Here is a 25,927-nt window from a genome sequence, read left to right on the forward strand (position 1 = left end):
AGAGGTCGATGGCCGATCTGCTGCTGAAGAACGCCAACATCCTCGACGTCGTCGAAGGTCGGCTCGTCGGCGAGCACGACGTCCTCGTGTCGGGCGGGCGGATCGTCGAGATCGACCGGACCATCACCTACCCTTCGGCGGACCGGCTCGACCTCGCCGGCCGGACCCTGATGCCCGGCCTGTGCGACGCCCACGTCCACGCCGCCGCGCCCATGAACTCCTTCGCCGAGCTCGAGTGGCTGCCGCCCTCCTACGTCGCCGTCCGCAGTGCCGCGGTGCTGGAAGGCATGCTGCAGCGCGGCTTCACGACGGTGCGCGACGGCGGCGGCGCGGACTTCGGCCTCGCCCGCGCCATCGAGGAGGGCTTCATCAAGGGCCCGCGGCTCCTTTATTGCGGCAAGGCCCTGTCGCAGACCGGCGGGCACGGCGACATGCGCCAGCCCGGGCGGACGCTCGCCGATCAGCATCCCTACGTGCCCGGTCTCGGCCAGATCTGCGACGGCGTCGATGCCGTCCGTCGGGCAGCTCGCGACGAGATCCGGCGCGGCGCCCACCACATCAAGCTGATGGTCGGCGGTGGGATCGCCTCGCCGTCCGACCCGATCGACCAGGACCAATATTCCGAGGACGAGATTCGCGCCGCGGTCGAGGAGGCCGCCAGCGCGAACCGCTACGTCATGGTCCACTCCTACACCAACCGCTCGGTCGCCCGGGCGGTCAGATGCGGGGCCCGCTCGATCGAGCACGCCAACTTCCTCGACGATGAGACGGCTCAGCTCATCCTCGCCCACGATGCCCGCGTCGTGCCCACCTTGGCGATCTTCCACACCATGGCGACGGAGGGGCTCGAGATGGGCATCTCGCCCCGCGTGCACGGGCTAAACAAGGAGATGCTGGCGCACGGCATGAGGGCGCTGGAGGTGGCGCGCCGCAACGCCGTGCCGCTCGCCTATGGCACCGATCTGAGCGGCAAGCTGCATCGTCATCAGTCGATCGAGTTCTCGTTGCGGGCGGAGGTGTTCTCGCCGGCGGAGCTGGTGCGCCAAGCCACCGTCGCCGCGGCCGAGCTCTTCCAGATGGGTGAACGCATCGGCCGCGTCGCGGTGGGGCTCGAGGCCGATCTGATCGCGATCGACGGCAACCCGCTGGAGCGGATCGACCTGCTGCAGGATCAGGGGCGGCACATCGACCTCATCCTGAAGGGCGGAGCGGTAATCAAGGCCGCGCTGGGCTGACCCCGCCGCCGGCGCTCCCCCGGGTCGGCGCGGTCGCCTCTCAGCGGACGGCGGCGAGCGCCTGGGCGACGGGCGTCACGTCGGGCATCGCGGCGATCGCCTCGAGGTCGCCGAGGAAGCGCTCCGCGGCCGACCCGTCCATGTGTCCGCTCGCGCAGTCGAGAAACTTGTCGCGGCGGGCGCCGTCGTCGAAGGGCTCGGCGATGGTGCCCTTCTGCATCAGCCGCTCGGCGGCGAGCGTGCGGCCGTCGGCGAGGCGGATCGCCACCTTGTGCGGCAGGTCCCGCGTCTCGCGCTCTTCGTCGGCGGTATAGGCGCACATCGTCACCCGCGGCATCAGGCGCTGGATGTCGGGGGCGAGCACGGTGTCGCGGGTGAAGTCGCCCACCCGCAGCTTGCCTTGGCGAAGGGCGAGGGCGACGCAGAAGTTCATCGAGAAGCGCGCCTGCGTCTCGTCGACCGGGCTCGTATAGGGCAGGTTGCCGGCGTTGATCGAACCGACCAGCGCGTCGACCGCCACCACCGCGTCCGCCGGGAAGTGGTGGACGGCCGCAAGGTCGAGCACCATGTCGAGCACCTTGTGGGTAGCGGCGCAGCAGGGGAAGCGCTTGGGCGTCAGCCCGACGGTCTCGATCGCCGGGGCGCCGCCGATCGCGGCGAGGATGGGGGCGGCGGGGGTGTCGTTGCCGGCGTAGAGGCGGCGGAAGCCGAAGTTGTGCTCCACGATGTCGCTGCGCCCGGTGAGCCCTGCGGCGGCCATCAGCGCGGCCTCGACGGCGTTGCACGCGCAGAGGCCGGCGTGGAGGGGCTTCGCGGGCGTGCCGAACTGGCCCTTGATGCCGCTCGTCATGCTGCAGGCGAGGCTCATGGCGCGGCCGATCCCGGCGCCGTCGAGCCCCAGCATGTGCGCAACCCCGGCCGCGGCGCCGACGAGGCCGACCGTGGAGGTGGCGTGCCAGCCCGCCGCGTAGTGGTCGGGGTTCATGAGTGCGCCGACTGTCGCCTGGGCTTCGAGGCCGACGACGTAGCCGTCGAGGAGGCGGCTGCCGGCGATCCCACGATGCTCGGCGGCGGCGAGGAGGGCCGGCACCAGCACGGCGGACGCGTGCCCCATCAGCGGGCGGAAGGTGTCGTCGAAATCCAAGGCATGCGCCGACGTCGCGTTGACGAGGGCGGCGTGCCCCGGCGCGGCGGTGCACCCGCCGACGACGGCGTGGCGACCGCTCTCGCCGCCGAAGGTGTCGCGGACCATGGCGGTTGCCGGCTCGGCGGCCCCTGCGACGATGCAGCCCACCGTGTCGACGACGGCGTCCCGTGCCCGCTGCCGCGCGAGGGGGCCGAAGGCGCGGGTCGCGTCGGCCCAGGCGGCGAGAGCGGAAATCACCGTTGGGCGGCCTGCGAGGGTATCGGCCATCATTCTCTCCTGCGAGGCGGGGCGCCGGACTGCGGCTCGGCGGGCCGCATTCTGCGCGGCGGCGGCGCGGTTGCGCTGCACCGGCGGGCCCGCCCAAGCAGCGGCGCCGTCGCAAGGGAGCGGGGTGTCGGGGTCGGGTCAATCTTGATTCGGAGAATCAATCCATCCGGCCGCGGCGGGGGCGCGAGTGGTGATCGTCATCTATTGATCACTAATCGTGATCACGATATGGTCGGAAGAACGGCGGAATAGAGGAGCGCCGCCTTACGACCATCAAGAACGGACAAGGGAACTCCGAATGATCGACAATCCGGGCTGCGCGTGCCGCCGGCAACGCATCCTCATTGGCCTTTCGTCTCTGTCGGCGCGTCCGGCGCGAAGCGAGCGGTTCGGAACTCGTTGCGGCGGCCGTGCGGGTCGGGTCGCAGGGGCGGACCGTTGATCGAGCAGAGCCAGTCTACGCCGAGCCGCGGCGTTTCGCTTCGGCTGACGGACGTCGATGTCGATTATGGCGCCGGCAACGTGATGTCGGGCTTCTCCCTCGCGGTTCATCCGGGCGAGTTCTTCGGCCTGCTCGGCCCCTCGGGGTGCGGCAAGTCGACGACGCTCGGGGTCATCGCGGGCTTCGTGGAGCCGAGCCGCGGCAAGGTGCTCCTCGACGAGCGCGACGTGACCGCGGCCTCGCCACAGCGGCGCGGGGTCGGCGTCGTCTTCCAGAGCTATGCTCTCTTTCCGCACATGACGGTCACCGAGAATGTGGGCTACGGCCTGCGGGTCGCGGGCAAGCCCGCCGACTATCGGCAGCGCGTCGCGAGCCTCCTCGAACTCGTCCGCCTCGACGGCAAGGGTCACCGCCTTCCCCGCGAGCTTTCGGGGGGCGAGCAGCAGCGCGTCGCGATCGCCCGCGCGCTCGCCGTCCAACCCGAGCTGCTGCTTCTCGACGAGCCGCTATCCAACCTCGACGCCCGCCTGCGCGCTGACATGCAGGCGGAGCTTCGGCGGATCCAGCGCGAGGCCAACGTCACCACCATCTTCGTGACCCACGACCAGGAGGAGGCGTTCGGGATCTGCGACCGCGTCGCCGTGATGAACCGCGGCCGGATCGAGCAGATCGGCAATGCGCGCGAGATCTACAAGCGGCCGGCGAGCCGCTTCGTCGCCCGCTTCGTGGGGCGGACCAATCATCTGACCGGCGAGGGGACCGGCGACCGAGCGATCCTGGTGGGCGGCCATCGGATCGCCGTTCCCGAGGCGGTCGCCGCCGGCAAGAGCTACGACCTCTTCGTGCGGCCGGAGGAGGTGATGCTCGCCGAGACGGCGGGGGAGGGCAACTCGCTCCCGGCCAAGGTGGTGTCCATCCAGGAGGCGGGACCGCACCGCTATTATCGGGTGGAGACGGCCATCGGCGTCCTCGAGGCCTGCCGCTCGTCGAAGGCGGACGTGGATTTCGGCTCCGACGACGTCTACGCGAGCTGGCTGCCGGAGGCCTCGACTCTGTTGGACGCGCCCCATGGCTAAGGCGCACCGCACGTCCCTTCTCATCACCCACGCGGCGATGCTGCTGCCGCTCCTCGTCATCCTGGGCTTCTTCTTCGTCCTGCCGCTCGGCATCGTGGCGACGACGAGCCTCAAGGAGGAGCAGACCTTCCCCTCGCTCGCCCAGTATCTGTCGATCTTCACCGACGGCTTCTATCTGGAGGTGATGGTGCGCACCCTGGTCATCGGCCTGGTGACCACCGTCGCGGCGCTCCTCGCCGGCTATCCGGCGGCGCTGCTCCTCGTCTTTTCGAGCAGCCGGTGGCGGCGCGTGTTCCTCTTCATCATCATCTCGCCGCTCTTCGTCAGCGTGATCGTGCGCACCTACGGGTGGATCGTGCTCCTTGGACCGACGGGGCCCATCGCCTCGCTGTTTCCCCCCGACATCCGCCCGCGGATGCTGAAGACGGAAGGCGCGATCGTCATCGGCCTGATGCACATCTACATCCCCTACATGGTCCTCTCCATCAACTCGGCGATGGCCAAGATCGACGTCCGTCTGCTGCGCGCCGCGGCGACGCTGCGGGCGAGCCGATGGCAGATCTTCAAGGACATCATCCTGCCGCTCAGCGCGCCGGGGGTTGTCGCCGGCTCCGCCATCGTCTTCTCGCTGTCGATGACCGCCTTCAGCACGCCCGTGCTCCTCGGCGGGGCGCGCAACAAGACCATGCCCTTCCTCATCTATCAGGAGAATCTCGTGCTCGGTGACTGGCAGTCGGGCAGCGCGCTGGCGATCGTGCTCTTGGCGATCACGACCACCGTCCTCGCCGTGGTGACGATCGCGAGCAGCCGCATCGTCAACAAGGTGGGCGGCTGATCATGGCGCGCCGGAACACTCTCGCCCGGGTCGGGCGTATCTATGGCGTGCTCTTCTCCGCCTTCATGCTGGCGCCGATGGTCGTGGTGCTCGCCGCTTCGTTCACCGGGGAGGGCTACATCAGCTTTCCGCCGGCGAGCCTCAGCACCCGGTGGTACGTGGAGGTGCTGCAGAACAACACCTTCATGAACGCGCTGAGCTTCAGCCTGCAGATCGCGGCGATCACCGCCACGGCGTCGGGGCTCGTCGGCGTGCTGAGCGCCGTCGTCCTCGTCAAGCCGAGCTTTCCGGGGCGCACCTTTCTGGTGTCGCTCGCGATGATGCCGCTCACCTTGCCGCACATCGTCCTCGCCATCGCTCTGCTGCAGCTCTTCGGCAGCCTCGCCATCCCGAGCGCGCCCTACGCGCTGCTCATGGGGCACATCCTCATTACCGTGCCGTACGTGCTGCGCCTCACCATGACGAGCCTCGGCGGTCTCGATCCGCGGCTCGAGCTCGCGAGCTTCACGCTCGGCGCGTCGCGCAGCTACACGCTCCGGCACGTCGTGCTGCCGCTCGGGCTGCGCGGCATTCTCGCCGGCATCCTCTTCGCCTTCCTCCTCTCCTTCGACGAGATCACCATCTCGCTGTTCACAGCGCTCCCCGGCAAGATGACGCTGCCGGCCGAGATCTTCAGCTACGCCTCGCAGGGCTCAGACCCGGTGATCGCCGCCGCGAGCGGGCTGATGATCATCATCAGCGCCGTCGTTGTGATCATCATCGAATGGTGGTTCGGGCTGCTCCGCCTGATCCTCGGCGATGAGCCGGCCAAGCGGGGGTCCCGGCCGGCCGGCGAGTAGACCGCCCGTATGCGGCCGCCCTCGCGCGGCCACGACGCAAGCCTGAACGGCCCGCGGCAGCGCTGTCGCGGGCCGTTTGCCGTCGATGCCCGGCGCGACGGCGCGGCGGCATGGCCATCCGGGCCCGCGGATCGGCGCATCGCCGCCGCACCGTGGAGAGGGGCGAGGAGGCGAGTTTCCCGGCTATTTCTGTATTGATCTCAAAATGTGATCACGATATTGTCGCACGCATGGAAGCACCGTGACATTCGCCTTGTCACTTCCTCAGCCCCGCGTGGGGCCCTCCAACCAGCCAGGGGACAACGTATGAGACGCTCGGACTTCCCTAAGTTCGCGATGAATCGACGGAAAATGGTCGCTCTCGGGCTCGGGGCGCTCGCCAGCCCCGCCGTTCTTTCGCGCCGATCCTGGGCGGATGCCGCCGGCGGCGTTGCCACGGGGCCGCTCGAGGACGAGCTGATCTTCGCCTGCACCGGCGGCGTCATGCAGAAGATCATGGAAGAGGACATCATCCCCCCGTTCGCCGAAAAGCACGGGGTGAACATCATCTACGTGCCGAGCCCGTCGTCGCAGAACCTCGCGAAGCTGCGCACGCAGCGCAGCAGTCCGTCGATCGACGTGATCTGGCTCGCCGGCGCCACCACCTTTCAGGCGATCGACGACGACGTCCTCGCCGACTACGATCCCGAGCGGATCCCGAACGCGGCGAACGTCTACCCCAACCTGGCGACCGAGTCGAAGGTGCTTCCCGTCGGCCAGAACGTCATCGGTCTCCTCTACAATGGAGACATCCTGAGCGAGAAGGGGTTCGACGCGCCCACCTCGTGGTGGGACATGTGGGATCCGAAGTACAAGCAGCACACCGGGATGCTGAACATCAACAGCACCAGCACGATCGGAACGGTGTCGCTGATCGCCAAGATCCTGTCGGGCGATCCCTACGACTTCGACGCGGCCTTCGCGAAGTTCGCCGAGCTCATGCCGAACGTCTACGACTTCTTCAGCGCGTCGGGCGAGATGGACGCCCTCGCCCAGGAGGGGCTGCTGTGGGTGTGGTCCCACGCCGCCGGCCGGGCGATGTTCCACCGGAAATCCGGCTTCCCGGTGCGCTTCGTGGCGCCGAAAGAGGGGGCCGTCGGCTATTCGAGCTCCGTCGCCGTCGTGAAGAACGGGCCGCATCCCAACGTGGCGCACGCGTGGGTGAACTACCTCCTCTCGACCGACGTGCAGGAGAAGATCGCGCTGAAGGCCGGCTATGCGCCGGTGGTGCCGGGCGTCACGATCCCCGCCGACGTCAAGGAGTTCTTCCCCGACCTCGATACGATCTTCTTCCCGGACTACCGAAAGCTGACCGCGGTGCTTCCTGAACTCGTGGATCGGTGGAATCGGGAAGTCGAGCGGTGAGCTTCTAATCATCGCCGACAACGGGAGCACCGACCGCTCCCGCGTCGCGTGCCGCCGGACCCCCGCCCGGCGGCACGCTTATGGGGACGCGTGGGCAATCATCATCGACCACGATCGCGGGCGCGCAGCATTCGAGCGAGTTGCGACCGTATGTGACAAGTCGTTGAAAAGTGACCATCGTGCGGAAAGCGTTCGACGTTCGTTTTCGCGTATGTTGATTGCCACTATCTATGTTGACCGGCGCCGGCTCGCCGCGGTTTTGTTGAGCGAAACAAACCAAAGTGTCACATGATGTCTGTCCAGCCCGTCTCCGCTTCCGTCGCGGACCCCGACCCGTTACCGCCGGAACGGTTCCGCACCATCGCCGCCGCGTGGCCGAGCGGGGTGGCCGTCGTCACCACCGTCGACCGGCACGGCCGGCCCAAGGGCCTCACGATGACCGCCGTCACGGCGCTGTCGCTGGAGCCGCAGCAGTTTCTGATCTGCGTCGACGACGGCTCCTCGACGCTCGCGCCACTCCTCGATGCCGGGCGCTTCTGCATCAACTTTCTCGGCAAGGGGCAGGAGGACGTGGCGCGCCTCTTCGCCTCCAAGCGCGAGGACAAGTTCGGCGCACTCGGCTGGTCGCTCGACGCGATCGGCATGCCGGCGATCCACGGCGCCGTCGCGCAGGCCGGCTGCGACGTCGTCGCCGTCCATGACGGCGGGGACCACCGCATCATCATCGGCGGCCTGCGCGCGGCGGCCATCAGCGGCGGCGCGCCGCTTCTCTACCATTCGGGAAGATTTCTCGACGTGAACCAGGGGCAGTAAGACAATGGACGTCACCCGAAAAATGCGTCTCGGCCTGTCGATGCGAGGCGTCGGATATCATCCGAGCGCGTGGCTCGATCCGGCCGTTCCGGCGGACGGGGCGATCAACTTCCCCTACTATCTGGAGGTCGCCCAGAAGGCCGAATCCGGGCTGCTCGATCTGGTATTCCTCGCCGATCAGAGCGCCATCACCGTCTCCGACGAGCCGCGCGGGGCGTTCGGCCGCACCCCGGTGGGGGCGGAGTTCGAGCCGATCACGCTCCTCTCCGCGCTCAGCCAGTTCACCACCCACATCGGCCTCGTGGCGACGGCCTCCACCACGCTTCACCAGCCCTTTCAGCTGGCGCGTCAGTTCGGCTCGCTCGACCATCTGAGCGGGGGGCGCGCGGGGTGGAACGTCGTCACCTCCTCACGCGACAGCGAGGCGCAGAACTTCAGCGAGGAGAGGATCCTCCCCAAGGATCAGCGCTACCGGCGGGCGCGCGAGGCCCTCGATGTCGCCTTCGGCCTCTGGCAGAGCTGGGAGGAGGACGCGTTCGTACGCGACCGGGCGCGCGGCGTGTTCGTGGAGCCCGCCAAGATGCACCCGATCGATCATGTCGGCGAGTTCTTCCGCGTGAAGGGGCCGCTGAACCAGCCGCCCACGCCGCAGGGCCGGCCGGTGATCGTGCAGGCCGGCGCCTCGGCCGACGGCATGGACTTCGCCGCGCGCTACGCCGAGGTGGTCTATGCGGTGCAGAACCGCTTGGCGGACGCCCAGACCTTCTACGCCGCGATGAAGGCGCGGGTCGCCGCCAGCGGCCGCAACCCCGACGACGTGAAGATCATGCCCGGCATCCTCCCCGTCATCGGCCAGACCCACGCCGAGGCGGAGGATCGCTACCGCGCGATGCAGAACGAGATCGACCCGCTCGTGGGCCTCGAGAAGCTCGTCCGCTTCTTCGGCGACCTCAGCGACCGCGACCTCGACGGGCCGCCGCCGGAGCTGCGGACGGACATGCCGGTGATCAGCCGCGGCGAGCTTCTTCTCAACCTCGCGCGGGAGAACGGCTGGTCGATCCGTCAGCTCTACCAGTACACCTCGATCGGTAACGCCCACCACGTCGTCGTGGGCACGCCGTCCGAGATCGTCGACGTCATGGAGACGTGGTTCACCGAGGGCGCGGCCGACGGCTTCAACGTGCTCCCGGCGAAGCAGCCGGCCGACATCCACGGCTTCGTCGACCACATCGTGCCGGAGCTGCAGAACCGCGGCCTCTTCCGCACCGAATATGAGGGCAAGACGTTGCGCGGCAATCTCGGCCTTCCAGCGGTCGCGTCGCGCCACAAGCACCCGCAGGAGATGGCCGCGCAGCCAGCCTGACCCGCGCTTTCCGTTGCCGAGGGGCCGCCGTTCGGCGGAACCCTCGGCGGTGTGGACGAGTCCCACGAATGCGTTGGAATGGAGCCGGCGCGGGCGACGAGGGCGCCTGCGCCGGCGCTCCTATGCGCCGCGCACCTTGCGAAGCAGGCCGTCCCGGTCGAGGCCGGCGATGCCCATCGCCTCCGCCGTGCGGCCGTGGACGCGGTAGTCGACGCCGACGGCGGCCTCGGCGAGCGTCAGCAGCGAGCGGGCGACCGGCGTCTCGACGCCCGCGATCTCCGCGAGGGCGAGGAAGGGGAGGACGCCGTGCCCGAAGTCCTCTCGATAGTAGCGGTGGGTCAGCGAATCGGGCGCCTTGATGTTCTTGTTGGCGCCGCCGCCGGCGACCGCCGCGGCGTAGTCCGTCGGGTCGGCGTCGGGCTCGACCGTCCCGATGAGCTTCATCTCCTCGATGAGGTGGGGCATCTCGTGGCCGAACGCCCGTGCGACGCGGCAGCGCTCCTCGTCGAGCGCCTGCATGGTTCGAGCGACGCCGGGCGTCATCGCGTCGACGTAGAAGGTGAAGTCGCCCTGGCGTGCCTCCACCCAGGCCGCGGCGAGGACCGAGCCGGGGGGGTGCAGCACCAGATTGGCGTTCGCGAGCGAGGAGCAGAGAACGTCCGGCACGGCGGTCGCGCCGGGAAACAGCGCCACCGCGGCCTCGAGAGCGGCATCGCCGCCGGGGAGGGCGGCGGCGCGCACGCTCTTGGCGCGGCAGGTGACGGTCACCGTCTCCGGCGCGTACTTGCGCGCCACGTAGGTGAGCGTCGAGAGCTCGGCGACGGGCGGCGCCTGCCGCCCCGTCCGCGCGAAGGCGGTCGCGAACTCCAGCGCCCCGCCGGTGTGGCCCGGATTGAGGACCACCGGCTTGTCCGACGGCCAGTCCGCCTCGGCGAGGAGCTTTGCGACCGGGGCGTGCGAGAATGTCGGCAGGCACACGACGGCGACGTCGGCGGAGCGGATCGCCTCGGCGATGCTGCCCGTGATCATCGGCAGCTCGACGAAGCCCTCGCCGATCACGCCGCTGAAGCGCACCCCGCTCTGGGCCTTGAGCGGCGCCAGCGTCGCCTCCGAGCGGTTCCAGAGAGCGACGTCGTGGCCGGCGGTGGAGAGCTCGGCGACGGCGGCGATGCCACCCGCCCCGGCGCCCAGGACCGCAACGCTCATGTTCATCGGAACGAGGTGCCCGGCCAGAGTCTGACCTGGAGGGGAAAGCCGCATGGGGTCCATCGTGCTCAGAAGTAATGAATCACATTTTGTGATCACAATTGCCGACTGTCAAGCATACGAGACCCGGCGGAGCCGGCGGTCGGCCGGCATTCGCTGTGGGGCTTGCGGGCTGGATGGGGGCGTGGATCGGCGCGGCTCGAAGCGGGGGCGTCGGCCCGGCGGCGTGGGGTCTCTCGGCGGCGAGGCTCAGAGGCCGCGGTCGAGGCGGAAGGCGTTGGAGAGCGACGCGAAGGGGCCCGTTTCCGGCTCCCTCTGGGCCTCGGCGATCAGATAGGCGCCGGTCTTCATGATGTCGTCGACCATCGCCGTCTCCGCGGCGCCGGTGTCCTTGGCGCGGAACGCGTCGAGGAGGCGCAGGTGCATCGAGGTGTCCCACAGGTTGCGGGGCGAGTTCATCGAGAAATACATCGTCGGCCCGCAGCGCAGCCACAACGACTCGATGAGCGGCATCAGGATATCGGAGTTCGCCGCGCGATAGATGGCGAAGTGGAACTCCTTGTTGGCGATCAGCACCTGGCCCATGTCGTTCTGCGCATGGGCGGCGAGAAGGCGATCGTTGATCTCGCCGAGCTCTTCGATCAGCTCGTCGGTGACCCTCTCGCATGCGACGCGGGCTGCCATGCCCTCGATGAGGGTGCGCACCTCGAAGAGCTCGATGAGACCCCTCGCGGAGAGCTTCGGCACGCGGACGGTGCGGTTCGGCAGCTCTTCCAGCGCATGGGCCGCCACGAGCCGGCTCACGCTCTCGCGCACGGGCATCAGGCTGGTGTCGAGGTTCGCCGCGATCTTGCGCAGGCTGAGCACCTGGCCGGGCAGGAAGAAGCCGGACATCAAGCCGTATTGGAGGCTCGCCAGCACCTTGTCGTGCATCGTCACCCGACCGCCTTTGCCGGGAGTGGAGGAGGCACCTTTAGGTTGCTCGTCTTCCTTGTCGTTCTTGTCCATCTTGGCTCTCGAGACCGTTGCGGTGGTGGCGTCACCGTAGTGTGATGACATTACGTGATCAACTTTGGGTCCTAGCAGGCGCGCCGTGCTCCGCCCAGCCTCGCGACGGCTCGGGTCGCATCCGCGAACAACTTTCCCGATACCGAGTGTACACGATCGACCCGCCGCGATGGGGCGTCAAAGGTCGCTCTGCGGGCCGGTGTAGCGGGCGCGCGGGCGGATCGGGCGGTCGCTCGCCTGCTGCTCCAATGCGTGCGAGATCCAGCCGACGCAGCGGCCGAGGAGAAACAGCGTGATGGCCGCGTCGGGCGGGAGGGAGAGCGTCCGCCGCATCGCGACGAGCGCGATGTTGAGGTTCGGGTGCTTGCCGAGATGCCCCGCCATGGCGTCGACGACGGCGAGGCAAGGGGAGCCCGATGGCAGGCGCTCCAGGATCGCGCGGGCCCGCGGGTCACCGTCCTCGTGGAGCTGCAGACCGAAGATGGGCGGCGCCTCGCTCCGTTCCAGCCGCACCCGGAGCGCGCCGGCGTCATCTTCGGTCTCGGCCTCCTCGAACACGCGTTCGATCAGCGCCATCTGCCCGGCGTGGAACGGCGAGCCGTAGGCGGCGAGGCCGGCGCACACGCAGGCGGCCAGCGAGGCGCCGGTGGAGGCGACGACGCGCACGCCGAAGGTCGCCGTGTTGAGCTCGTAGTCGGCGGAGAGGGAGAGGGCGAGGCGGCAGAGATCGGCGGCGTCGGCCCCGAGCCCCCAGTGCTCGCTCAATTGCATGTGGACGGGCCGCGCGTCCGCCCGCCGCCCCAAGACGACCGCGAGCATCGTGCGAAGCACCGCGGCCGCGTCCGCGAGATCGGATTGCCGCGCATGCGGATGATCGGCCGGGGCGTTCGCCGCGAGCCGCGCCATCGCCACGAGACAGCGTCGCTCGACCCGGCCCTCGCGCAGCGCGCCGACGCGCGGGGCGGGCTCGGGCCCGTGTGGCGCGGCGAAGATGTCGGCGGTGCAGTCCCACAGCAGCGCCGCCGTCTCCTCGAGCGTCGCCCCGGCGGACCACGCCACGATGTCGTGCCCCCGATAGAGGATGCGCCGCTCGTCGATCGCGGAGATCTCCGACGACATCACCGGCAGGCCGAAGTCGAGCGCCGAGATGGCGGCCTCGTTGGGGCGCTTCGCGAGCCGCTTGCGGCGCACGAGCGCCTCGAGGTCCTTCAGGTTGTAGGTGCGCTTGCGCGGGTCGGCCGGATCCGTGCGCGTGCGCACCAGGCCACGGCTCACATAGGCGTAGAGCGTGGCGCTGCGCACGCCGAGAATCTCGATGGCGAGCGCCGACGACACGTACGGCTCGCGCGCGGGGAGGGGAGGCTCGCGCGGGGGGACAGGCGCCATCGCATGCGGATCCACATCAACGCGTGTGCCGGATTGACACCCCATAAGTGTGATGACAATTTGTGATCAAATCAAGCGTAGAAAGCAGGTTGCCTTGTCCGCCAGAGCGCCCGTCAACGTGGACGACTATCGATCGATGGCGCGCCGCGTCCTCCCGCGCATGCTCTACGACTTCGTCGACGGCGGCGCCCTCGATGAGCGGACCTCGGCGCGCAATCGCGAGGGCTTCGCGTCGTGGTGGCTGCGGGGCCGGAGCTTTCGCTCGTCGAGCGAGATCGACACCAGCCTCACCCTGCTCGGCACGCCGTGCTCGATGCCGGTGCTCACCGCGCCGACCGGGGCGAGCGGGCTCCTGTGGCCGCACGGCGAGGAGGCGACGGCCGCCGCGGCCGCCTCGCGCGGCATCATCATGGAGGTGAGCGCCGGCTCGCTCGCTCCGATGGAGGAGATCGCCGCCGCGAGCAGCGGTCCCAAGTGGCTGCAGCTCTTTCTCTACAAGGATCGCGGCTTGACGCTCGAGTTCCTCCAGCGGGCGAAGGCCGCCGGCTACACCGCCGTCTGCGTCACGACCGACTGCCCGGTCCACGGTCGGCGGGAGAGGGACGAGCGCAACGGCTTCACCATCAACCAGACGCTCGGGCTGACGACGATCCTCGATGCGGCCTTCCATTGGCGCTGGTGGCGGCGCATGGCCGGCAGCGGCCGCTTCTCGATGCGCAATTTCGAGGGGAGGGCGACGGGCGGCATGAGCGACATGGCCGCCTACATCGCGAGCGTGCTCGATCCCTCGGTCGGCTGGGACGATCTCTCCTGGCTGCGCACCAACTGGGACGGTCCGCTGGTGGTGAAGGGCATCTGCGATCCCGACGACGCCGACGAGGCGATCGCGCGCGGTGCCGACGCCATCCAGATCTCCAACCACGGCGGCCGTCAGCTCGACGGCACGCTCGCCAGCATCGACGCCCTGCCGGGCGTCGCCGAGCGCGTCGCCGGCCGCGTCCCCGTCCTGCTCGACGGTGGCGTGCGGCGAGGCACCGACGTCATGAAGGCTCTCGCGCTCGGGGCGACCGCCTGCGTCATCGGTCGCAGCCACCTCTGGGGCCTCGCCGTGAACGGCCAGGCCGGCGTTGAGGCCGTCCTCGACATCATCCGCGCCGAGCTCGTCAACGCCATGACGATCGGCGGCTGGGCCTCGCTCGACGCGCTCGACCACACCGCCGTCCGGCGCCTCTAGCCCACTTTCCGCCTCGACGATGCCGCGGGTCGCTCGCGGCATCTTGACGTCCAATCATATGTCATCACAATAAGTGATCACATAATCGGAATGAGCCACTGATGGTCCAAATCGCATCCATCGAAACAATGCTGGTCCGCCTCCCCACCCGGCGGGTGCACAAATGGACCGGACTGACCGAGCCCATCGGCCAGTATCTCCTGGTGAAGATGACCGGCAGCGACGGTTCGGTGGGCTGGGGCGAGGCGCCTGCGCTGAAGGATTGGGGCGGCGAGTTCGGCCGCTACTTCGGCGAGAGTGCCGCGGTCGTGGAGCTCGTCATCGAGCGCTATCTCGCGCCGACCATCGAGGGTCTCGAGATCGCGCGCCCGGCGGAGCTCCACCGGCGGATGGACGCCATGGTGAAGGGCTATCCCTACGCCAAGGCGGCGCTCGACTTCGCCTACTACGACCTGACCGGAAAGGTGCTCGGACTGCCGGTGCACGCGCTCCTCGGTGGGCTCCTGCGCGAGAACGTCGCCGTCACCCACTCCATCGGCCTTCTCGGCGTCGACGAGGCCGTCTCGGAGGTGAAGCAGGTGGTGGCGGACGGCATCCGCACCATCAAGATCAAGGTCGGCGTCGATCCCGACCGCGACGTCGCCATCGTCACCGCGATCCGCGAGGCCGTCGGCCCCGACGTCAATCTCTGCGTCGACGCCAACGAGGGCTACAAGACGCCCGGCCAGGCGATCCAGACCATTCGGCGCATCGAAGAGTGCGGCCTCATCTACGTCGAGCAGCCGGTGATGGGGATCGAGCGGATCGCCCGCGTCGCCGAAGCGATCGACATTCCCGTGATGGCCGACGAGTCGGCGTGGAACGCCCACGACGTGATCCAGATCGTGGCGCAGAAGGCCGCCCAGATCGTCTCGATCTACACGACGAAGCCCGGCGGCCTTTATAAGGCCATGCAGGTCTCGGCCGTGTGCGAGGCGGCCGGCATCATCTGCAACGTCAACGGCTCCGTGGAGACCGGCGTCGGCAACCTCGCCAACGTGCATCTCGCCGCCGCGGCGCCCGCCGCCGTCTTGTCGAACGTCATTCCCGTGTCGGTGCCGGCCGAGCACCTCAACGGGCGGATCGGCGGCATCTACTACGCCGACGACCTTCTCGCCGAGCCGATGACGTTCGCCGACGGCGGGGTGCGCGTTCCCACCGGCCCCGGCATGGGGATCGCGGTGGACGAGGCCAAGGTCGCGAAATACCGGATCAATCTCTGAGGAGCCGCCGATGCGCACGCCAATTGTGGAGCGGATGACGGGGCTCCTGGCCCGCAAGGGGCTCGACGCGATCGTCACGAGCTCGCCGGAGAATTTCGCCTATCTCACGGGCTTCGTCGTGCCGACGCAGCCGTTGATCCGGCACCGCCACGCGATGGCGATCGTGACCGCGTCGGGCGAAGAGGCCGTGTTCGCGGTGGACATGGAGGAGAGCACCGTTCGCGGGAAGCTGCCCGAGACGCCGCTCTCGGTCTGGCGCGAGTTCCACGACGACCCGATGGAGGTGCTCGCCGAGACGCTCAAGGGGCTGGGCCTTGCCGCCGCATCGATCGGCCTCGAGTTCGATTATCTCCCGGCCGGCGACTACGCCCGCCTCGTGGGGTTCATGCCCGACGCGCGCTTCGTGCCGGTGGAGAAGGACATCGCGCTGCTGCGCCAGATCAAGACGCCGGACGAGGTCGCCCTCATCCACCGCCTCGCGCGCATCGCCGACGAGGCGATCTGCGACAGCTTCGCCGCGGTGAAGGCCGGCGACACCGAAATGGACATCGCCGCGGTGCTGACGCGGCGGATCTACGAGCTCGGCGCCGAGGACTTCAAGCTGCTCATCGTGGCGACCGGCGAGCGCAGCCAGCTGCCCAATGTCGGTCCCTCGCTGCGTATCCTGCAGCGGGGCGACGTCTGCCGGGTCGAGATCTTCGCCGTCATCGCGGGCTATCAGGCGGGCGTCTGCCGCACCGCCTACGTGCAGGAGCCGCCGCCGATGGCGGAGGAGATCTGGAAGCTGATGGTCGAGTGCAAGTACGCGATCCTCGACCAGATCCGCCCCGGCGCGAGCTGCCTCGCCGTCTACAACGACTTCATCCGCCGCCTGGCGACGATGAACCTGCCGCCCATCTCGTTCGTCGGCCATGGCATCGGCCTGCACCTTCACGAGGACCCTTATATCGGGGCGACGCCGATCCTCGGCTCGCCGGCCGGCGATGCCACGATCGAGGCGGACATGGTGCTCGGCTTCGAGCCGCTCTGCTACCGCACCGGCTACGGCTTCGGCGTCCAGAACAAGGACGTGCTGCACGTCACCGCGAACGGCTCCGTCCTCCTGTCGGACAAGGCCGATACCGACACCATGATCCGCATCGCCTGAGGGGCTAAGCGCCATGACACAGCAGCCACCGGCCTGCGACATCCTCCTTCTCGGCACCGGCTTCTTCGCCGAGGTGATGCTGACGGACCTTTCCGCCACCGCGACGACACCGCTGCGCGTGGTGGTGGGCGGGCGCAACGCGGCGCGCATGGGATGGCTCGTCGACGCCTGCCGCTCGCGCGCCGTCATCCACGACACGCCGATCCGCTTCGACTGGCGGGAGGTCGACTTCACGTCGGCAGAGACGCTCGCCGAGGCGATCGGTGCGCTGCGGCCGAAGGTGGTGGTGCAGGCGGCGTCGCTCCAGTCGCCGTGGAAGGTGGACATCGGCGACAGCGCGTGGAGCCACCTCGTGGCCCGTGCCGGCTTCGGCACCACCATCGCCTTCAACGCGATGCTCGCCTGGCGGGCGGCGGAAGCGGTCCGCCTCCTCGGCGATCGCTGCCATTTCGTCAATACCTGCTACCCGGACGGGGTGAACCCACTCCTCGAGGCGGCGGGCCTTCCGATCACCACCGGTGTCGGCAATATCGGGATCTTCCCGGGCCTCATCGGTGGCCGTCTCCCCGCCGAAGACCTTGCGGACTTCCGCGTGCTCGCCCACCACCGCCATCTGGTCGAGTGGCGCAAGCCGGGGCCGGAGCGGGCGGGCGCGCCGGTGCGCGCCTGGTGTGGAGCAAAGGAGCTTGAGGGCATCAACGCCATGACCCTCGACATCCAGCTTCCCTACCGCGATCTCAATCTGATCTCGGCGGCGAGCGCCGTGCCGGTGCTCCTCGCTCTCGCCGGGGAGGGGGCGCGGCGCTGCCACGTGCCAGGCCCCTATGGCCTCCCGGGCGGCTATCCGGCGACGGTCGACGAGACGGGCCTCCGTCTCGACCTGCCGCCGGGGCTTTCCGAAGCGGAAGCGATCGCCTGGAACCGGCAGTTCGAGGAGGCCGACGGCGTGTCGGTGCGCGACGGGCGCGTCACCTACTCGGCGAACGCGCGGGCGGCCCTCGCCGAGCACAGCGTCGAGATCGCCGAGGGCTTCGCCGCCGCCGACCTCGAGGACGCCTTTGCCGCGGTCACGGCGCTGCGGGAACGGCTCGGCGGCTGATCGCGTCCGGCCCGGCGGGTCGCCTCAAGGCTCGCCGGCGGGGTGGGGCGACGTCAGCCTCGCCGGAAGAGGCGGCTCAGCCAGTCCTTGACGGCGGACAGGAGGAGGGCGCCCGCGCTCAGTTCGCCGGCGCCTTCGGCCGGGGTGCGGCCGGCGAGGGCGGCGTCGAGATTCTCGGCGAAGGCGCGGGTGAGGCGGGCGGCGAGGTCGCGGGCGATGCCGCCGCGGCTCACCTGCGCCAGCGCGCCCACGAGCATATATTCCACCGCCACCGAAACGCGCGTCGTGCCCGGCGCAGGCTCGCTCAGCGTGTAGACCACGCGGCCCGACGCGCGGGTGGCGCTGCCCTGGTCGGTGCCGCGCCCGGTGATGGTGCCGGTGTGGGTGGCGGCGTCGTTCGCGATCTCGCCCTCGCCGGCGAAGCGGGCGCCCATCGGGCCGAGGCGAATGCGCATCTCGCCCTCGAAATGGTCGTCCGACAGCGCGGTGAGGTGCGCGCCCGGCATCGCGGCGACGACCTTGCGCGGATCCTCGAAGAAGGCCCACACGCGGGCCCGCGGAAAGGCCACGGTGAAGGCCTGGTTGATGCGCGTCGCCCCGTTCTCCGCCTCCTCGAAGGTGATCGGCTCGAGGCGCGCGGTGGAGGCGGGGCCCGCCTCGTCGGCGAGCGTCACCGCGAGCGGGCGAGCGGGGCTCACGAGCGGGGCGAGGGTCACGGGATCGTTGGCGGCGGCCTCGGCGCAGGTCGCCTCGATCGCCTTCACGATGCCCACATAGCCGGTGCAGCGGCACAGGTTGCCGGCGAGCTCCTTGCGGATGGTGGCCGCGTCCGCCCCGGGCAGGCGCATGACGATGTCGCGCGCCATCATCATCATGCCCGGCGTGCAGTAGCCGCACTGCAGCGCGTGCTCGCGGGAGAAGGCCTCGCGCAGCTTGACCGCCACCGGGTCGGCGTCGATCCCCTCGATGGTGGTGATCTCGGCGCCCTCGAGCGTCGCCGGAAAGGTGATGCAGGAGCGCGCCGGCACGCCGTCGATGAGCACGGTGCAGGCGCCGCAGATGCCGTGCTCGCAGCCGATGTGGGTACCGGTCAGGAGCTGCTGCTCCCGCAGGAAGTCGGCGAGGTGCGTGCGCGGCTCCACCTCGCAGGAGACGGGCGCGCCGTTCACGGTGAGGTTGACGAGCGTCATGCGGCAATTCCTGTCGTCGCCTCGGCCATCGCGCGGCGGGCGGCGGTCCTGTGGAGGCGCTGGCGCACCGGATCGGCGCCGAGATCGAGGGTGGCGAGGCGGGCGTCGAGGTCGGCGAAGTCGCCCTCGAGGAGCTGCGGCGGTGCCTCGGTGGCGCCCACGGCGAGGCGGGTGACGCCGGTGTCGGGGTCGTGGAAGGCGGCGGCCATCGCCTCGGCGAACTCGCCCACCTTGCGGCAGAACTTCACGTAGCCGAAGCGGGCGGCGGCGGACGCCTTGGGCACCTCCACGGCGACGATCACCTCGCCCTCGCCGAGCGCCGGGGCGAAGGCGCCCCGCACGAAGCCTGCGACGGGTGCGCGCCGCACGCCGCGGGGGCCGGCGACGCGCACCTTGGCGCCGAGCGCGGTGAGGGCGGTGGGCCAGTCGGCGGCGGGGTCGGCGTGGGCGAGGCTGCCGCCGATGGTGCCGCGATTGCGCACCGCGCGGTAGGCGATGCCGCTCGCAACGCGGGCAAGAGCGCCGCCCGCCGCGTCGGGCACCCTGCCGTCCTCGATGGCCGCGTGGGTGACGGCGGCGCCGTAGACCACCATGTCGGCCGTCTCCTCCACCGCCGACAGCTCCGGGATGCGGGTGAGATTGACGATCAGCCGGGGCTGGGCGAGGCGCAGGTTCAGCATCGGGCCGAGCGACTGGAAACCGCTCGCCGCCTTGGCGTCCTCCGTCTGCAGCGCCTTGACCGCCTCGCCGACGTCCTTGGCGAGGAGGAGATCGAAGCGGCCGGCCTTCATCGGGCGGCCTCCGTCTCCGCCGCCATGATGGCCGAGAGCAGACGGTGCGGCGTGATCGGCGACACCGTCATCTCCACGCCGCTCTCCTTCAGCGCGTCGTTGATCGCGTTGGCGATCGCCGCGGGCGGGGCGATGGCGCCGCCCTCGCCGATGCCCTTCTGGCCGAAGCGCGTGTTGGGGGAGGGGGTCTCCATGTGACCGACGCGCACCGCGGGCACCTCGCCGGCGCCGGGCAGGATGTAGTCGGCGAGGGTCGAGGCGAGGGGCTGGCCGTTCTTATCGAACGGCATCTCCTCGTAGAGGGCGGTGCCGATCCCCTGGGCGGTGCCGCCGTAGATCTGGCCGTCGACCACCATCGGGTTGATGAGAACGCCGCCGTCCTCCACCACCACGTAATCGAGGATCTCGACGAAGCCGGTGTCGGTGTCGACCGCCACGAGCGCGGCGTGGGTCGCATAGGAGAAGGTGCCGGTGTCGACCTTCGGGCGATAGCCGGCGGTGAGCTCCAGCCCGTCCGGGTTGACGTCGCCGGGCAGATGCTGCGGTGCCAGATACCAGGTGGCGGCGATCTCCTTGAGCGTCACCGCGCCCGTCTCGCTGCGCACCTCTCCCTCGCCGATCCTCACGTGGTCGGGGCTCGTCTGGAGGAGATGGGCGCCGATGTGCTTCACCCGCTCGGCGAGCTTCTCGCACGAGGCGGCGACCGCGCCGCCCACCATCACCGCCGAGCGCGAGCCCCACGTGCCCGTGGAATAGGGCGACATCGCGGTGTCGCCATGGATCACGTTCACCTTCTCCGGGTCGACGCCGAGCACCTCATTGGCGACCTGCGCCAGGGTGGTCTCGAGCGACTGGCCATGGCTCTGGTTGCCGACGCGCACCTCCAGCGTGCCGTCGGGCGTCAGCCGCACCTGGGACTGCTCGAAGCCCGGCACCATCGGGATGCCCCAGCCGTGATAGACCGACGTGCCGTGCGCGCCCTGCTCGCAATAGGTGCTGTAGCCGAGGCCGACCTTGCGCCCGTCGGCCTCCGCGCTCTTCTGGCGCTCGCGGATCCGGTCGTGCCCGATCATCTCGGCGGCGCGGCGCAGGCTCTCCGGATAGTCGCCCATGTCAAAGTCCTTCCCGGTGATGTTGCGGAAGGGCATCTGCTCGGGCTTCACGAGGTTGATGCGGCGGACCTCCATGGGATCGAGGCCGGCCGCGCGGGCGACGGCGTCGATCATCAGCTCCATGGCGAAGCACACGCCGGTGCGCGCCACGCCGCGATAGGGCAGGATCGGAGCCTTGTTGGTGCACACCGCGTAGGTCTTGCAGCGGTAGGCGCCGAAATCGTAGGGGCCGGGGAGAATCGACCCCACCTGCGCGGCTTCGAGGCACGCGGAGAAGGGGTAGACGGAGTAGGCGCCCGAATCGACGTGGGCGACGGCGTCGAGACCCAACAGCCGCCCGTCCTCGGTGGCGTAGGCGGTGAGCTCGTAGTGGTGCTCGCGGCAGTTGGAGGCGGCGACGAGGTGCTCGCGCCGGTCCTCCAGATATTTCACCGGCCGGTCGAGGTGCATCGCGAGCCAGCTGACGCACACCTCCTCGGGCTGCAGCATGCCCTTCCAGCCGAAGCCGCCGCCGACGTCGGGCGCAACGACGCGGATCTGCCGCTGATCCATCCCCAAGGTGTCGGCGAGGCCGTTGCGCACGATGTGCGGCATCTGCGTGGCGGTCCACAGGTGGAGCTGTTCGAGCTGGCGGTCCCACACGCCGATGCAGCCCTTGCCCTCGATGGGTGCCATGCACTGGCGGCTCGTCGACACCGTGCGCGACACCTTGATCGCGGCCTCTTCCATGGCGTCGAAATTCTTGTCGACGAGGCCTTCCAGGAAGGCGTTGTCGGGCCACTCGTCGTGGACGAGCGGGGCGCCGGGCTTCATCGCCTCGCGCATGTCGTAGTTCGCCGGCAGCTCCTCGATGTCGAGCGATACGGTGGCGGCGATGTCCTCCGCCTCGGCCCGCGTCGCGGCGTAGACCATGGCGACGGGCTCGCCGGCGAAGCGCACCTTGTCCTTGGCGAGGGGGAATTGCTTGGAGATCTTGAAGCCGGGGATGCCGCACTTGGCGAGGATGCCGTCGCAGCCCGTCATGTCCTCCATGGCGAACACGTGGTCCCGGAATTCCTCCGGGGCGGTGACGGAGCGGATGCGGCCGTGGGCGACGGGGCTGCGGACGAAGGCGACCTCCACCTGCCCGGTGAAGCGCATGTCGCCGATGAACCGGCCGCGGCCGCGCAGCAGGCGGTCGTCCTCCTTGCGGCGGATCGAGGCGCCGACACCCTTGCCACTCATTGCGCCGCGTCCTCGCGGGCTCGTGCCCTGTAGACAGTCATGGTCCTAAACGCTTGTCCAGGCTGAAGAAGCTTTCGAAGTGGTTCTAACGTCGCACAGATAGGATCTTCAAGGAAGGCGGTCCCTCCGGAAGGCCTCGCCGTGCGGCGGCGATCTTAGGGGCTCGGCCGGTCGATGGGAGAGGGGCGTCATCGGCGTAGGCGCTGCTCCACGTCGAGAAGGATCGCCGCCAGCGCCTCGGGGGCCGACAGGAAGGGCGAATGGTCGGTATCCATCGGAAACACCGCCTCGCACGGCGTCGCGGCGATCATCGCGTCCTGATAGGTGGGCGAGACGGCATTGTCGCGCAGTCCCTTCACGTAGAAGCGGCGGACGCTGCCGAACCGTTCCGCCGTCAGCGCCAGTGGCTCACCGTAGACCTTCGTCGCCTGCGGCCGCAAATGGCCTGCGGCCCAGGCGGCGTCCTCGGTGGTAGAGGTGTTGTAGAACACCTCGGCCGCCTTCTCCTCGGGGAAGGTGGCGCTGCGCCCGTCGGCGGCGACCTCCATGTTCTTCAGGACGAGATCCTCGACCGCGAGGCTTGCCGCCGCACCGTCGAGGAAGCTTGCGAGCGACTGGCCGTCCGCGAGCATCAGCCCGCAGATGTAGACGACGCCCTTGAGCGCCTCCGGCATCGCTTCGGCGAGGCTCGAGGAGACGAGCCCGCCCATCGAATGGCCGACGAGGACGACGGGCTCGCCCGCCGCCGCCACCGCCTCGCCGACGCGGGCGGTGTAGCTTGCGAGGTCGGCCGCTTCGAGCGGCGCGGGATCGTCGCCGCTCGCCGGCAGGTTGGGGGCGACGACCCGGTGGCCCGCGGCGTCGAGATGGGGGATCAGCTTCTCCCAGCACCAGGCGCCGTGGAAGGAGCCGTGCACGAGAACGAATGTCGCCATGAAGGATCTCCGGAAGGCTCGGGCCGTCGGGGTCGGGTATCGGGGGGGCGCGGCGGGGCGCCGCCGCCCCGCCCGCCGGACGGCGTCAGATGGCGGCCTTCGCCAGCACCGTATGAATGCCTTTGTTGCCGTCAACGAGCTGCGTCACGCGCATGTCGGCGGCGAGGCTGCACAGCATGTAGGCGTCTTCCCGGCTCATCCCGTGCTCGCTGGCGAGCAGGGCGATCATGTCGCGCAGCGCCGTCTTCGCCGCGTCGTCGAGATCGGGGTCGAAGGCCATGGTGATGAGCTCGCTCGCCGATTCGGCGCGCGGCCGGGTGAGGCTCATGTCCTTGCGCACGATCAGCTCGAAGGTGCCTGAAAGGGCGGTCTCGAGCGCGGTGAGGCAGACCTCGCCGTCGCCCTGCACGCCGTGTCCGTCGCCGACGGAGAAGAGGGCGCCCTCGTTGAAGACGGGGAGATAGAGGGTGGTGCCCGCGACGAGCTCCTTGTTGTCCATGTTGCCGCCATGCTCGCGTGGCTCGACGGAGGAGACGCGGCCCCATGCGGGCGGCGGGGCGACGCCCATCACGCCGAAGAAGGGCTTCAGCGCCAGCGTCGTGCCCCACGGTGGCGTGCAGGTGCCGGCCTCGATGTCGATGGGGATGTGGACGATCTTGTGTTCGGGGAAGTCCTCCGGCAGCGTGCCGAGGAGGGGGGCGATGAGCGTCCACCCCCAGTTCTGCCGCGGCACGATGCGCTTGATGCGCACCTCCAGCACGTCGCCCGGCTCGGCGCCTTCCACGAACACCGGCCCGGTCATGAAGTGGGGGCCGAGGCTCTTGCCGTCGTGGGCGTGGACGTCGAGATGCTCGGGCAGCACCTCGAGCTCGGGCCGGCCGTGCGGCATATCGGCCGGCTCGCCGGACAGGGTGTCGATGGTGACGGTGTCGCCCGAGGCGACCCTGAGAAGCGGCGCGCGGGTGGGGTCGAAGTAGCCCCAGTGCACCGTTTCCGGCATTGCCGCGAGATAATGCTCTGCCATCCGACTATCCTTTCACTGCACCCATGGTGAGGCCGCGCACGATGTGACGCTGCAGCACGAAGACGACGATCATCACCGGGATCGTGCCGACCATGCCGATGATCGCCATCTCGCCCCAGCGCACCCCTTGCGTGGTGATGAGGCTCGGGATCGCGACCGGCAGCGTCTTCACATTCTGCCCGCCGAGGAGAAAGGCGTACATGAACTCGTTCCACGCGAAGATGAAGCACAGCACGGCGGTGGCGGTGATGCCGGGGCGCAGCAGCGGCAGCAGCACCTTGAGGAAGGCGCCGAGGCGCGAGTAGCCGTCGGTCATCGCCGCCTCTTCGAGCTCCAGCGGCAGATCGCGGCAGAAGCTCGACAGCACCCAGACGTAGAAGGACAGGTTGAACGTCAGATAGACGATGACGAGGCCCGCATAGGTGTCGAGCATCCCGAGCTTCGAATAGATCAGATAGAACGGGATGACGAGGCAGACCGGCGGCGCCATGCGCGTGGCGAGCACGAAGAGGAAGAGATCGTCGCGTCCCTTCATCTTGTAGCGCGCGAAGGCGTAGGCGGCGGGCGTGCCGAGGACGATCACGAGCAGCGTCGACAGCCCCGACACGATGATCGAGTTGATCAGATAGTGGTGGAAGCCGTTGTCGATCAGGTAGCGGAAGTGGTCGAGGGTCGGCTCGAACAGCCACACCGTCGGCCGCGCGAACATGACGGTCTCCGGCTTGAAGGCGAGGAGCCACATCCAGAAGACCGGAAACAGGATGAGGATCGCGTAGCAGATCACGAGCAGCGTGAAGGTCGGGCTGTAGCGACGCTTGGGCTTGGTCTTGGGGGCCGGCAGCGGCGCGGTGACGGTTGCGTTCATGGGAATTCCCTCGCCGTCAGAAGACGTTCAGCCGCTTCTTCGCGACCTGATAGAAGATGTTGCAGAAGATGAAGAAAATCAGCCAGATGACCACGGCGAGGGCCGACGACTGGCCGATGTTCCAGAAGTCGAACGTATACTTATAGCCGAGCACCGACGGGCTCTCGGTGGCCGTGCCCGGCCCGCCGTTGGTGAGGATGAAGATGGTGTCGTAGACCTTGAAGGCGTCGATGAGGCGCAACAGGCCGATGACGAAGAGCAGCGGTGCCAGCATCGGCAGCGTCAGCTTGAAGAAGATCTGCACCGGATTGGCCCCGTCGACGGCGGCAGCCCAATAGGGGTTCACCGGAAGCGCCTGCATGCCGGCGAAGAAGGTCAGCATCATGAACGGCGTCCACTCCCAGATGTCCACGAAGATGATGCCGTAGAGCGCCAGATCGGGAGACGCGAAGATCGAGGTTTCCTTCAGGATGCCGAAGTTCTCGAGGATGTTGTAGGAGACGAAGCCCCAGGATCCCGCGAGCATGGTCTTCCAGACGAGGCCGACGATGATCGGCGCCATCATCGAGGGGATGAACAGCAGGGGGATGAGGACGTTGCGGAAGCGGATCTTCTGGCTGAGCAGCAGCGCGCCGATGAGGCCGAGCATGAATTCGATCGGCACCGCGATGCAGACGAACACCAGCGCCACCCACATCGAGTTCCAGAAGCGCGGGTCGGCGAGCAGGGTGGCGAAGTTCTGGAACCAGATGAAGTCGCGCAGCTGCCCGTATCGCGCCTCGTGCAGGCTGATGTAGCCCATGTAGAGGAACGGGATCAGCGCCACCACGGTGAGGGTGATCATCGTCGGCGCGATGAGGGCGTAGGGGTACCACCGCGACTCGCGATGGTGGGCGAGGCGAGGAGGCGAGGCCGAGGCGGCGCCGGCGGGGGGAGTGTCGGTGGCGGTCATCGCATCACTTCGGTGGCTTTGGACAACGCGGCGGCCGGCGCCCCGGAGCGGAGCGCCGGCCGAGCCCGTCG

At 69.1% G+C, this 25,927-nt stretch carries 22 protein-coding genes; 11 read left to right on the forward strand and 11 right to left on the reverse strand.

Translation table 11 applies throughout. The annotated features are described in order from the left end of the window. The first annotated feature begins 8 nt into the window (after positions 1 to 8). On the forward strand, positions 9 to 1,235 hold the full coding sequence (locus JCR33_RS13530; RefSeq protein ID WP_198882612.1) for a metal-dependent hydrolase family protein: 1,227 nt from the start codon (positions 9 to 11) through the stop codon (positions 1,233 to 1,235). A gap of 40 nt (positions 1,236 to 1,275) precedes the next feature. Here JCR33_RS13530 and JCR33_RS13535 read toward each other — a convergent pair whose 3' ends face one another. Next, positions 1,276 to 2,649 carry an MmgE/PrpD family protein gene (locus JCR33_RS13535; protein ID WP_198882613.1) on the reverse strand — a complete coding sequence of 458 codons (1,374 nt, stop codon included), beginning with the start codon at positions 2,647 to 2,649 and terminating at the stop codon, positions 1,276 to 1,278. A gap of 438 nt (positions 2,650 to 3,087) precedes the next feature. Between JCR33_RS13535 and JCR33_RS13540 the strand changes: the two genes are divergently transcribed. From JCR33_RS13540 to JCR33_RS13565, 6 genes are all read left to right on the forward strand, one after another. After that, a complete protein-coding gene (locus JCR33_RS13540) occupies positions 3,088 to 4,167 on the forward strand; it encodes an ABC transporter ATP-binding protein (protein ID WP_198882614.1) in 1,080 nt (359 codons plus the stop codon). After that, positions 4,160 to 5,002, forward strand: coding sequence for an ABC transporter permease (locus JCR33_RS13545; protein ID WP_198882615.1), 843 nt, complete (start codon positions 4,160 to 4,162; stop codon positions 5,000 to 5,002). Before JCR33_RS13540 ends, JCR33_RS13545 begins: the two co-directional genes overlap by 8 nt. Before the next feature lie 2 nt (positions 5,003 to 5,004). Beyond that, positions 5,005 to 5,841 carry an ABC transporter permease gene (locus tag JCR33_RS13550; RefSeq protein WP_198882616.1) on the forward strand — a complete coding sequence of 279 codons (837 nt, stop codon included), beginning with the start codon at positions 5,005 to 5,007 and terminating at the stop codon, positions 5,839 to 5,841. Between the two features lie 351 nt (positions 5,842 to 6,192). Further along, a complete protein-coding gene (locus JCR33_RS13555; RefSeq protein ID WP_211110278.1) occupies positions 6,193 to 7,245 on the forward strand; it encodes an ABC transporter substrate-binding protein in 1,053 nt (350 codons plus the stop codon). 291 nt (positions 7,246 to 7,536) lie between these two features. Next, a complete protein-coding gene (locus tag JCR33_RS13560; RefSeq protein ID WP_211110279.1) occupies positions 7,537 to 8,058 on the forward strand; it encodes a flavin reductase family protein in 522 nt (173 codons plus the stop codon). Positions 8,059 to 8,062: 4 nt separating this feature from the next. After that, positions 8,063 to 9,421 (forward strand): LLM class flavin-dependent oxidoreductase, encoded by a 1,359-nt coding sequence (locus tag JCR33_RS13565; protein WP_198882619.1) that lies wholly within the window; start codon positions 8,063 to 8,065, stop codon positions 9,419 to 9,421. Positions 9,422 to 9,541: 120 nt separating this feature from the next. Here the strand turns inward: JCR33_RS13565 and JCR33_RS13570 are convergent, their stop codons facing one another. From JCR33_RS13570 to JCR33_RS13580, 3 genes are all read right to left on the reverse strand, one after another. Beyond that, positions 9,542 to 10,627: an NAD/NADP octopine/nopaline dehydrogenase family protein gene (locus JCR33_RS13570; RefSeq protein ID WP_198882620.1), complete on the reverse strand. Its 1,086-nt coding sequence runs from the start codon at positions 10,625 to 10,627 to the stop codon at positions 9,542 to 9,544. A 249-nt stretch (positions 10,628 to 10,876) separates the two neighbouring features. After that, the gene (locus tag JCR33_RS13575; protein WP_198882621.1) at positions 10,877 to 11,635 is read right to left on the reverse strand and encodes a GntR family transcriptional regulator; all 759 of its coding nucleotides are present in this window, start codon (positions 11,633 to 11,635) and stop codon (positions 10,877 to 10,879) included. 177 nt (positions 11,636 to 11,812) lie between these two features. Further along, positions 11,813 to 13,021, reverse strand: a complete 1,209-nt coding sequence (locus tag JCR33_RS13580) for a citrate synthase (protein ID WP_198882622.1) — start codon at positions 13,019 to 13,021, stop codon at positions 11,813 to 11,815. Between the two features lie 94 nt (positions 13,022 to 13,115). On the opposite strand from JCR33_RS13580, the gene JCR33_RS13585 reads away from it, so the two are divergent. The 4 genes from JCR33_RS13585 to JCR33_RS13600 all read left to right on the forward strand — a co-directional run bounded on the left by JCR33_RS13585 (position 13,116) and on the right by JCR33_RS13600 (position 17,763). Next, positions 13,116 to 14,255, forward strand: coding sequence for an alpha-hydroxy acid oxidase (locus JCR33_RS13585; RefSeq protein ID WP_211110280.1), 1,140 nt, complete (start codon positions 13,116 to 13,118; stop codon positions 14,253 to 14,255). 101 nt (positions 14,256 to 14,356) lie between these two features. Further along, complete coding sequence (locus JCR33_RS13590) at positions 14,357 to 15,517, forward strand: mandelate racemase/muconate lactonizing enzyme family protein (protein WP_198882624.1); 1,161 nt, start codon at positions 14,357 to 14,359, stop codon at positions 15,515 to 15,517. A gap of 10 nt (positions 15,518 to 15,527) precedes the next feature. After that, positions 15,528 to 16,664, forward strand: coding sequence for a M24 family metallopeptidase (locus JCR33_RS13595; RefSeq protein ID WP_198882625.1), 1,137 nt, complete (start codon positions 15,528 to 15,530; stop codon positions 16,662 to 16,664). 13 nt (positions 16,665 to 16,677) lie between these two features. Then, positions 16,678 to 17,763, forward strand: a complete 1,086-nt coding sequence (locus tag JCR33_RS13600) for a hypothetical protein (RefSeq protein WP_198882626.1) — start codon at positions 16,678 to 16,680, stop codon at positions 17,761 to 17,763. A 53-nt stretch (positions 17,764 to 17,816) separates the two neighbouring features. On the opposite strand, the gene JCR33_RS13605 is transcribed toward JCR33_RS13600, so the two are convergent. The 7 genes from JCR33_RS13605 to JCR33_RS13635 form a co-directional block, all read right to left on the reverse strand. Then, positions 17,817 to 18,953, reverse strand: coding sequence for a xanthine dehydrogenase family Fe-S subunit (locus JCR33_RS13605; RefSeq protein WP_198882627.1), 1,137 nt, complete (start codon positions 18,951 to 18,953; stop codon positions 17,817 to 17,819). Next, a complete protein-coding gene (locus JCR33_RS13610) occupies positions 18,950 to 19,744 on the reverse strand; it encodes an FAD binding domain-containing protein (protein WP_198882628.1) in 795 nt (264 codons plus the stop codon). The genes JCR33_RS13605 and JCR33_RS13610 overlap by 4 nt, the downstream gene beginning before the upstream one ends. Further along, entirely contained in the window at positions 19,741 to 22,080 is a 2,340-nt protein-coding gene (locus tag JCR33_RS13615) for a xanthine dehydrogenase family protein molybdopterin-binding subunit (protein ID WP_211110281.1), read from the reverse strand. The genes JCR33_RS13610 and JCR33_RS13615 overlap by 4 nt, the downstream gene beginning before the upstream one ends. Before the next feature lie 188 nt (positions 22,081 to 22,268). Beyond that, complete coding sequence (locus JCR33_RS13620) at positions 22,269 to 23,015, reverse strand: alpha/beta fold hydrolase (RefSeq protein WP_198882629.1); 747 nt, start codon at positions 23,013 to 23,015, stop codon at positions 22,269 to 22,271. Between the two features lie 85 nt (positions 23,016 to 23,100). Continuing rightward, complete coding sequence (locus tag JCR33_RS13625; RefSeq protein WP_198882630.1) at positions 23,101 to 24,039, reverse strand: acetamidase/formamidase family protein; 939 nt, start codon at positions 24,037 to 24,039, stop codon at positions 23,101 to 23,103. 4 nt (positions 24,040 to 24,043) lie between these two features. Next, the gene (locus JCR33_RS13630; protein WP_198882631.1) at positions 24,044 to 24,904 is read right to left on the reverse strand and encodes a carbohydrate ABC transporter permease; all 861 of its coding nucleotides are present in this window, start codon (positions 24,902 to 24,904) and stop codon (positions 24,044 to 24,046) included. A 16-nt stretch (positions 24,905 to 24,920) separates the two neighbouring features. Continuing rightward, entirely contained in the window at positions 24,921 to 25,856 is a 936-nt protein-coding gene (locus tag JCR33_RS13635; RefSeq protein WP_198882632.1) for a carbohydrate ABC transporter permease, read from the reverse strand. Between the last annotated feature and the right edge of the window lie 71 nt (positions 25,857 to 25,927).

Source organism: Acuticoccus mangrovi, assembly GCF_016411865.1.
Lineage (GTDB): Bacteria > Pseudomonadota > Alphaproteobacteria > Rhizobiales > Amorphaceae > Acuticoccus > Acuticoccus mangrovi.

Bases quoted from the DNA above. Each gene is read 5' to 3' on its own strand.
- JCR33_RS13530 (WP_198882612.1), top strand. From the start codon at position 9: ATGGCCGATCTGCTGCTGAAGAACGCCAACATCCTCGACGTCGTCGAA.
- JCR33_RS13535 (WP_198882613.1), bottom strand. From the start codon at position 2,649: ATGGCCGATACCCTCGCAGGCCGCCCAACGGTGATTTCCGCTCTCGCC.
- JCR33_RS13545 (WP_198882615.1), top strand. From the start codon at position 4,160: ATGGCTAAGGCGCACCGCACGTCCCTTCTCATCACCCACGCGGCGATG.
- JCR33_RS13550 (WP_198882616.1), top strand. From the start codon at position 5,005: ATGGCGCGCCGGAACACTCTCGCCCGGGTCGGGCGTATCTATGGCGTG.
- JCR33_RS13555 (WP_211110278.1), top strand. From the start codon at position 6,193: ATGGTCGCTCTCGGGCTCGGGGCGCTCGCCAGCCCCGCCGTTCTTTCG.
- JCR33_RS13560 (WP_211110279.1), top strand. From the start codon at position 7,537: ATGTCTGTCCAGCCCGTCTCCGCTTCCGTCGCGGACCCCGACCCGTTA.
- JCR33_RS13565 (WP_198882619.1), top strand. From the start codon at position 8,063: ATGGACGTCACCCGAAAAATGCGTCTCGGCCTGTCGATGCGAGGCGTC.
- JCR33_RS13570 (WP_198882620.1), bottom strand. From the start codon at position 10,627: ATGAGCGTTGCGGTCCTGGGCGCCGGGGCGGGTGGCATCGCCGCCGTC.
- JCR33_RS13575 (WP_198882621.1), bottom strand. From the start codon at position 11,635: ATGGACAAGAACGACAAGGAAGACGAGCAACCTAAAGGTGCCTCCTCC.
- JCR33_RS13580 (WP_198882622.1), bottom strand. From the start codon at position 13,021: ATGGCGCCTGTCCCCCCGCGCGAGCCTCCCCTCCCCGCGCGCGAGCCG.
- JCR33_RS13590 (WP_198882624.1), top strand. From the start codon at position 14,357: ATGGTCCAAATCGCATCCATCGAAACAATGCTGGTCCGCCTCCCCACC.
- JCR33_RS13595 (WP_198882625.1), top strand. From the start codon at position 15,528: ATGCGCACGCCAATTGTGGAGCGGATGACGGGGCTCCTGGCCCGCAAG.
- JCR33_RS13600 (WP_198882626.1), top strand. From the start codon at position 16,678: ATGACACAGCAGCCACCGGCCTGCGACATCCTCCTTCTCGGCACCGGC.
- JCR33_RS13605 (WP_198882627.1), bottom strand. From the start codon at position 18,953: ATGACGCTCGTCAACCTCACCGTGAACGGCGCGCCCGTCTCCTGCGAG.
- JCR33_RS13610 (WP_198882628.1), bottom strand. From the start codon at position 19,744: ATGAAGGCCGGCCGCTTCGATCTCCTCCTCGCCAAGGACGTCGGCGAG.
- JCR33_RS13615 (WP_211110281.1), bottom strand. From the start codon at position 22,080: ATGAGTGGCAAGGGTGTCGGCGCCTCGATCCGCCGCAAGGAGGACGAC.
- JCR33_RS13620 (WP_198882629.1), bottom strand. From the start codon at position 23,015: ATGGCGACATTCGTTCTCGTGCACGGCTCCTTCCACGGCGCCTGGTGC.
- JCR33_RS13625 (WP_198882630.1), bottom strand. From the start codon at position 24,039: ATGGCAGAGCATTATCTCGCGGCAATGCCGGAAACGGTGCACTGGGGC.
- JCR33_RS13630 (WP_198882631.1), bottom strand. From the start codon at position 24,904: ATGAACGCAACCGTCACCGCGCCGCTGCCGGCCCCCAAGACCAAGCCC.
- JCR33_RS13635 (WP_198882632.1), bottom strand. From the start codon at position 25,856: ATGACCGCCACCGACACTCCCCCCGCCGGCGCCGCCTCGGCCTCGCCT.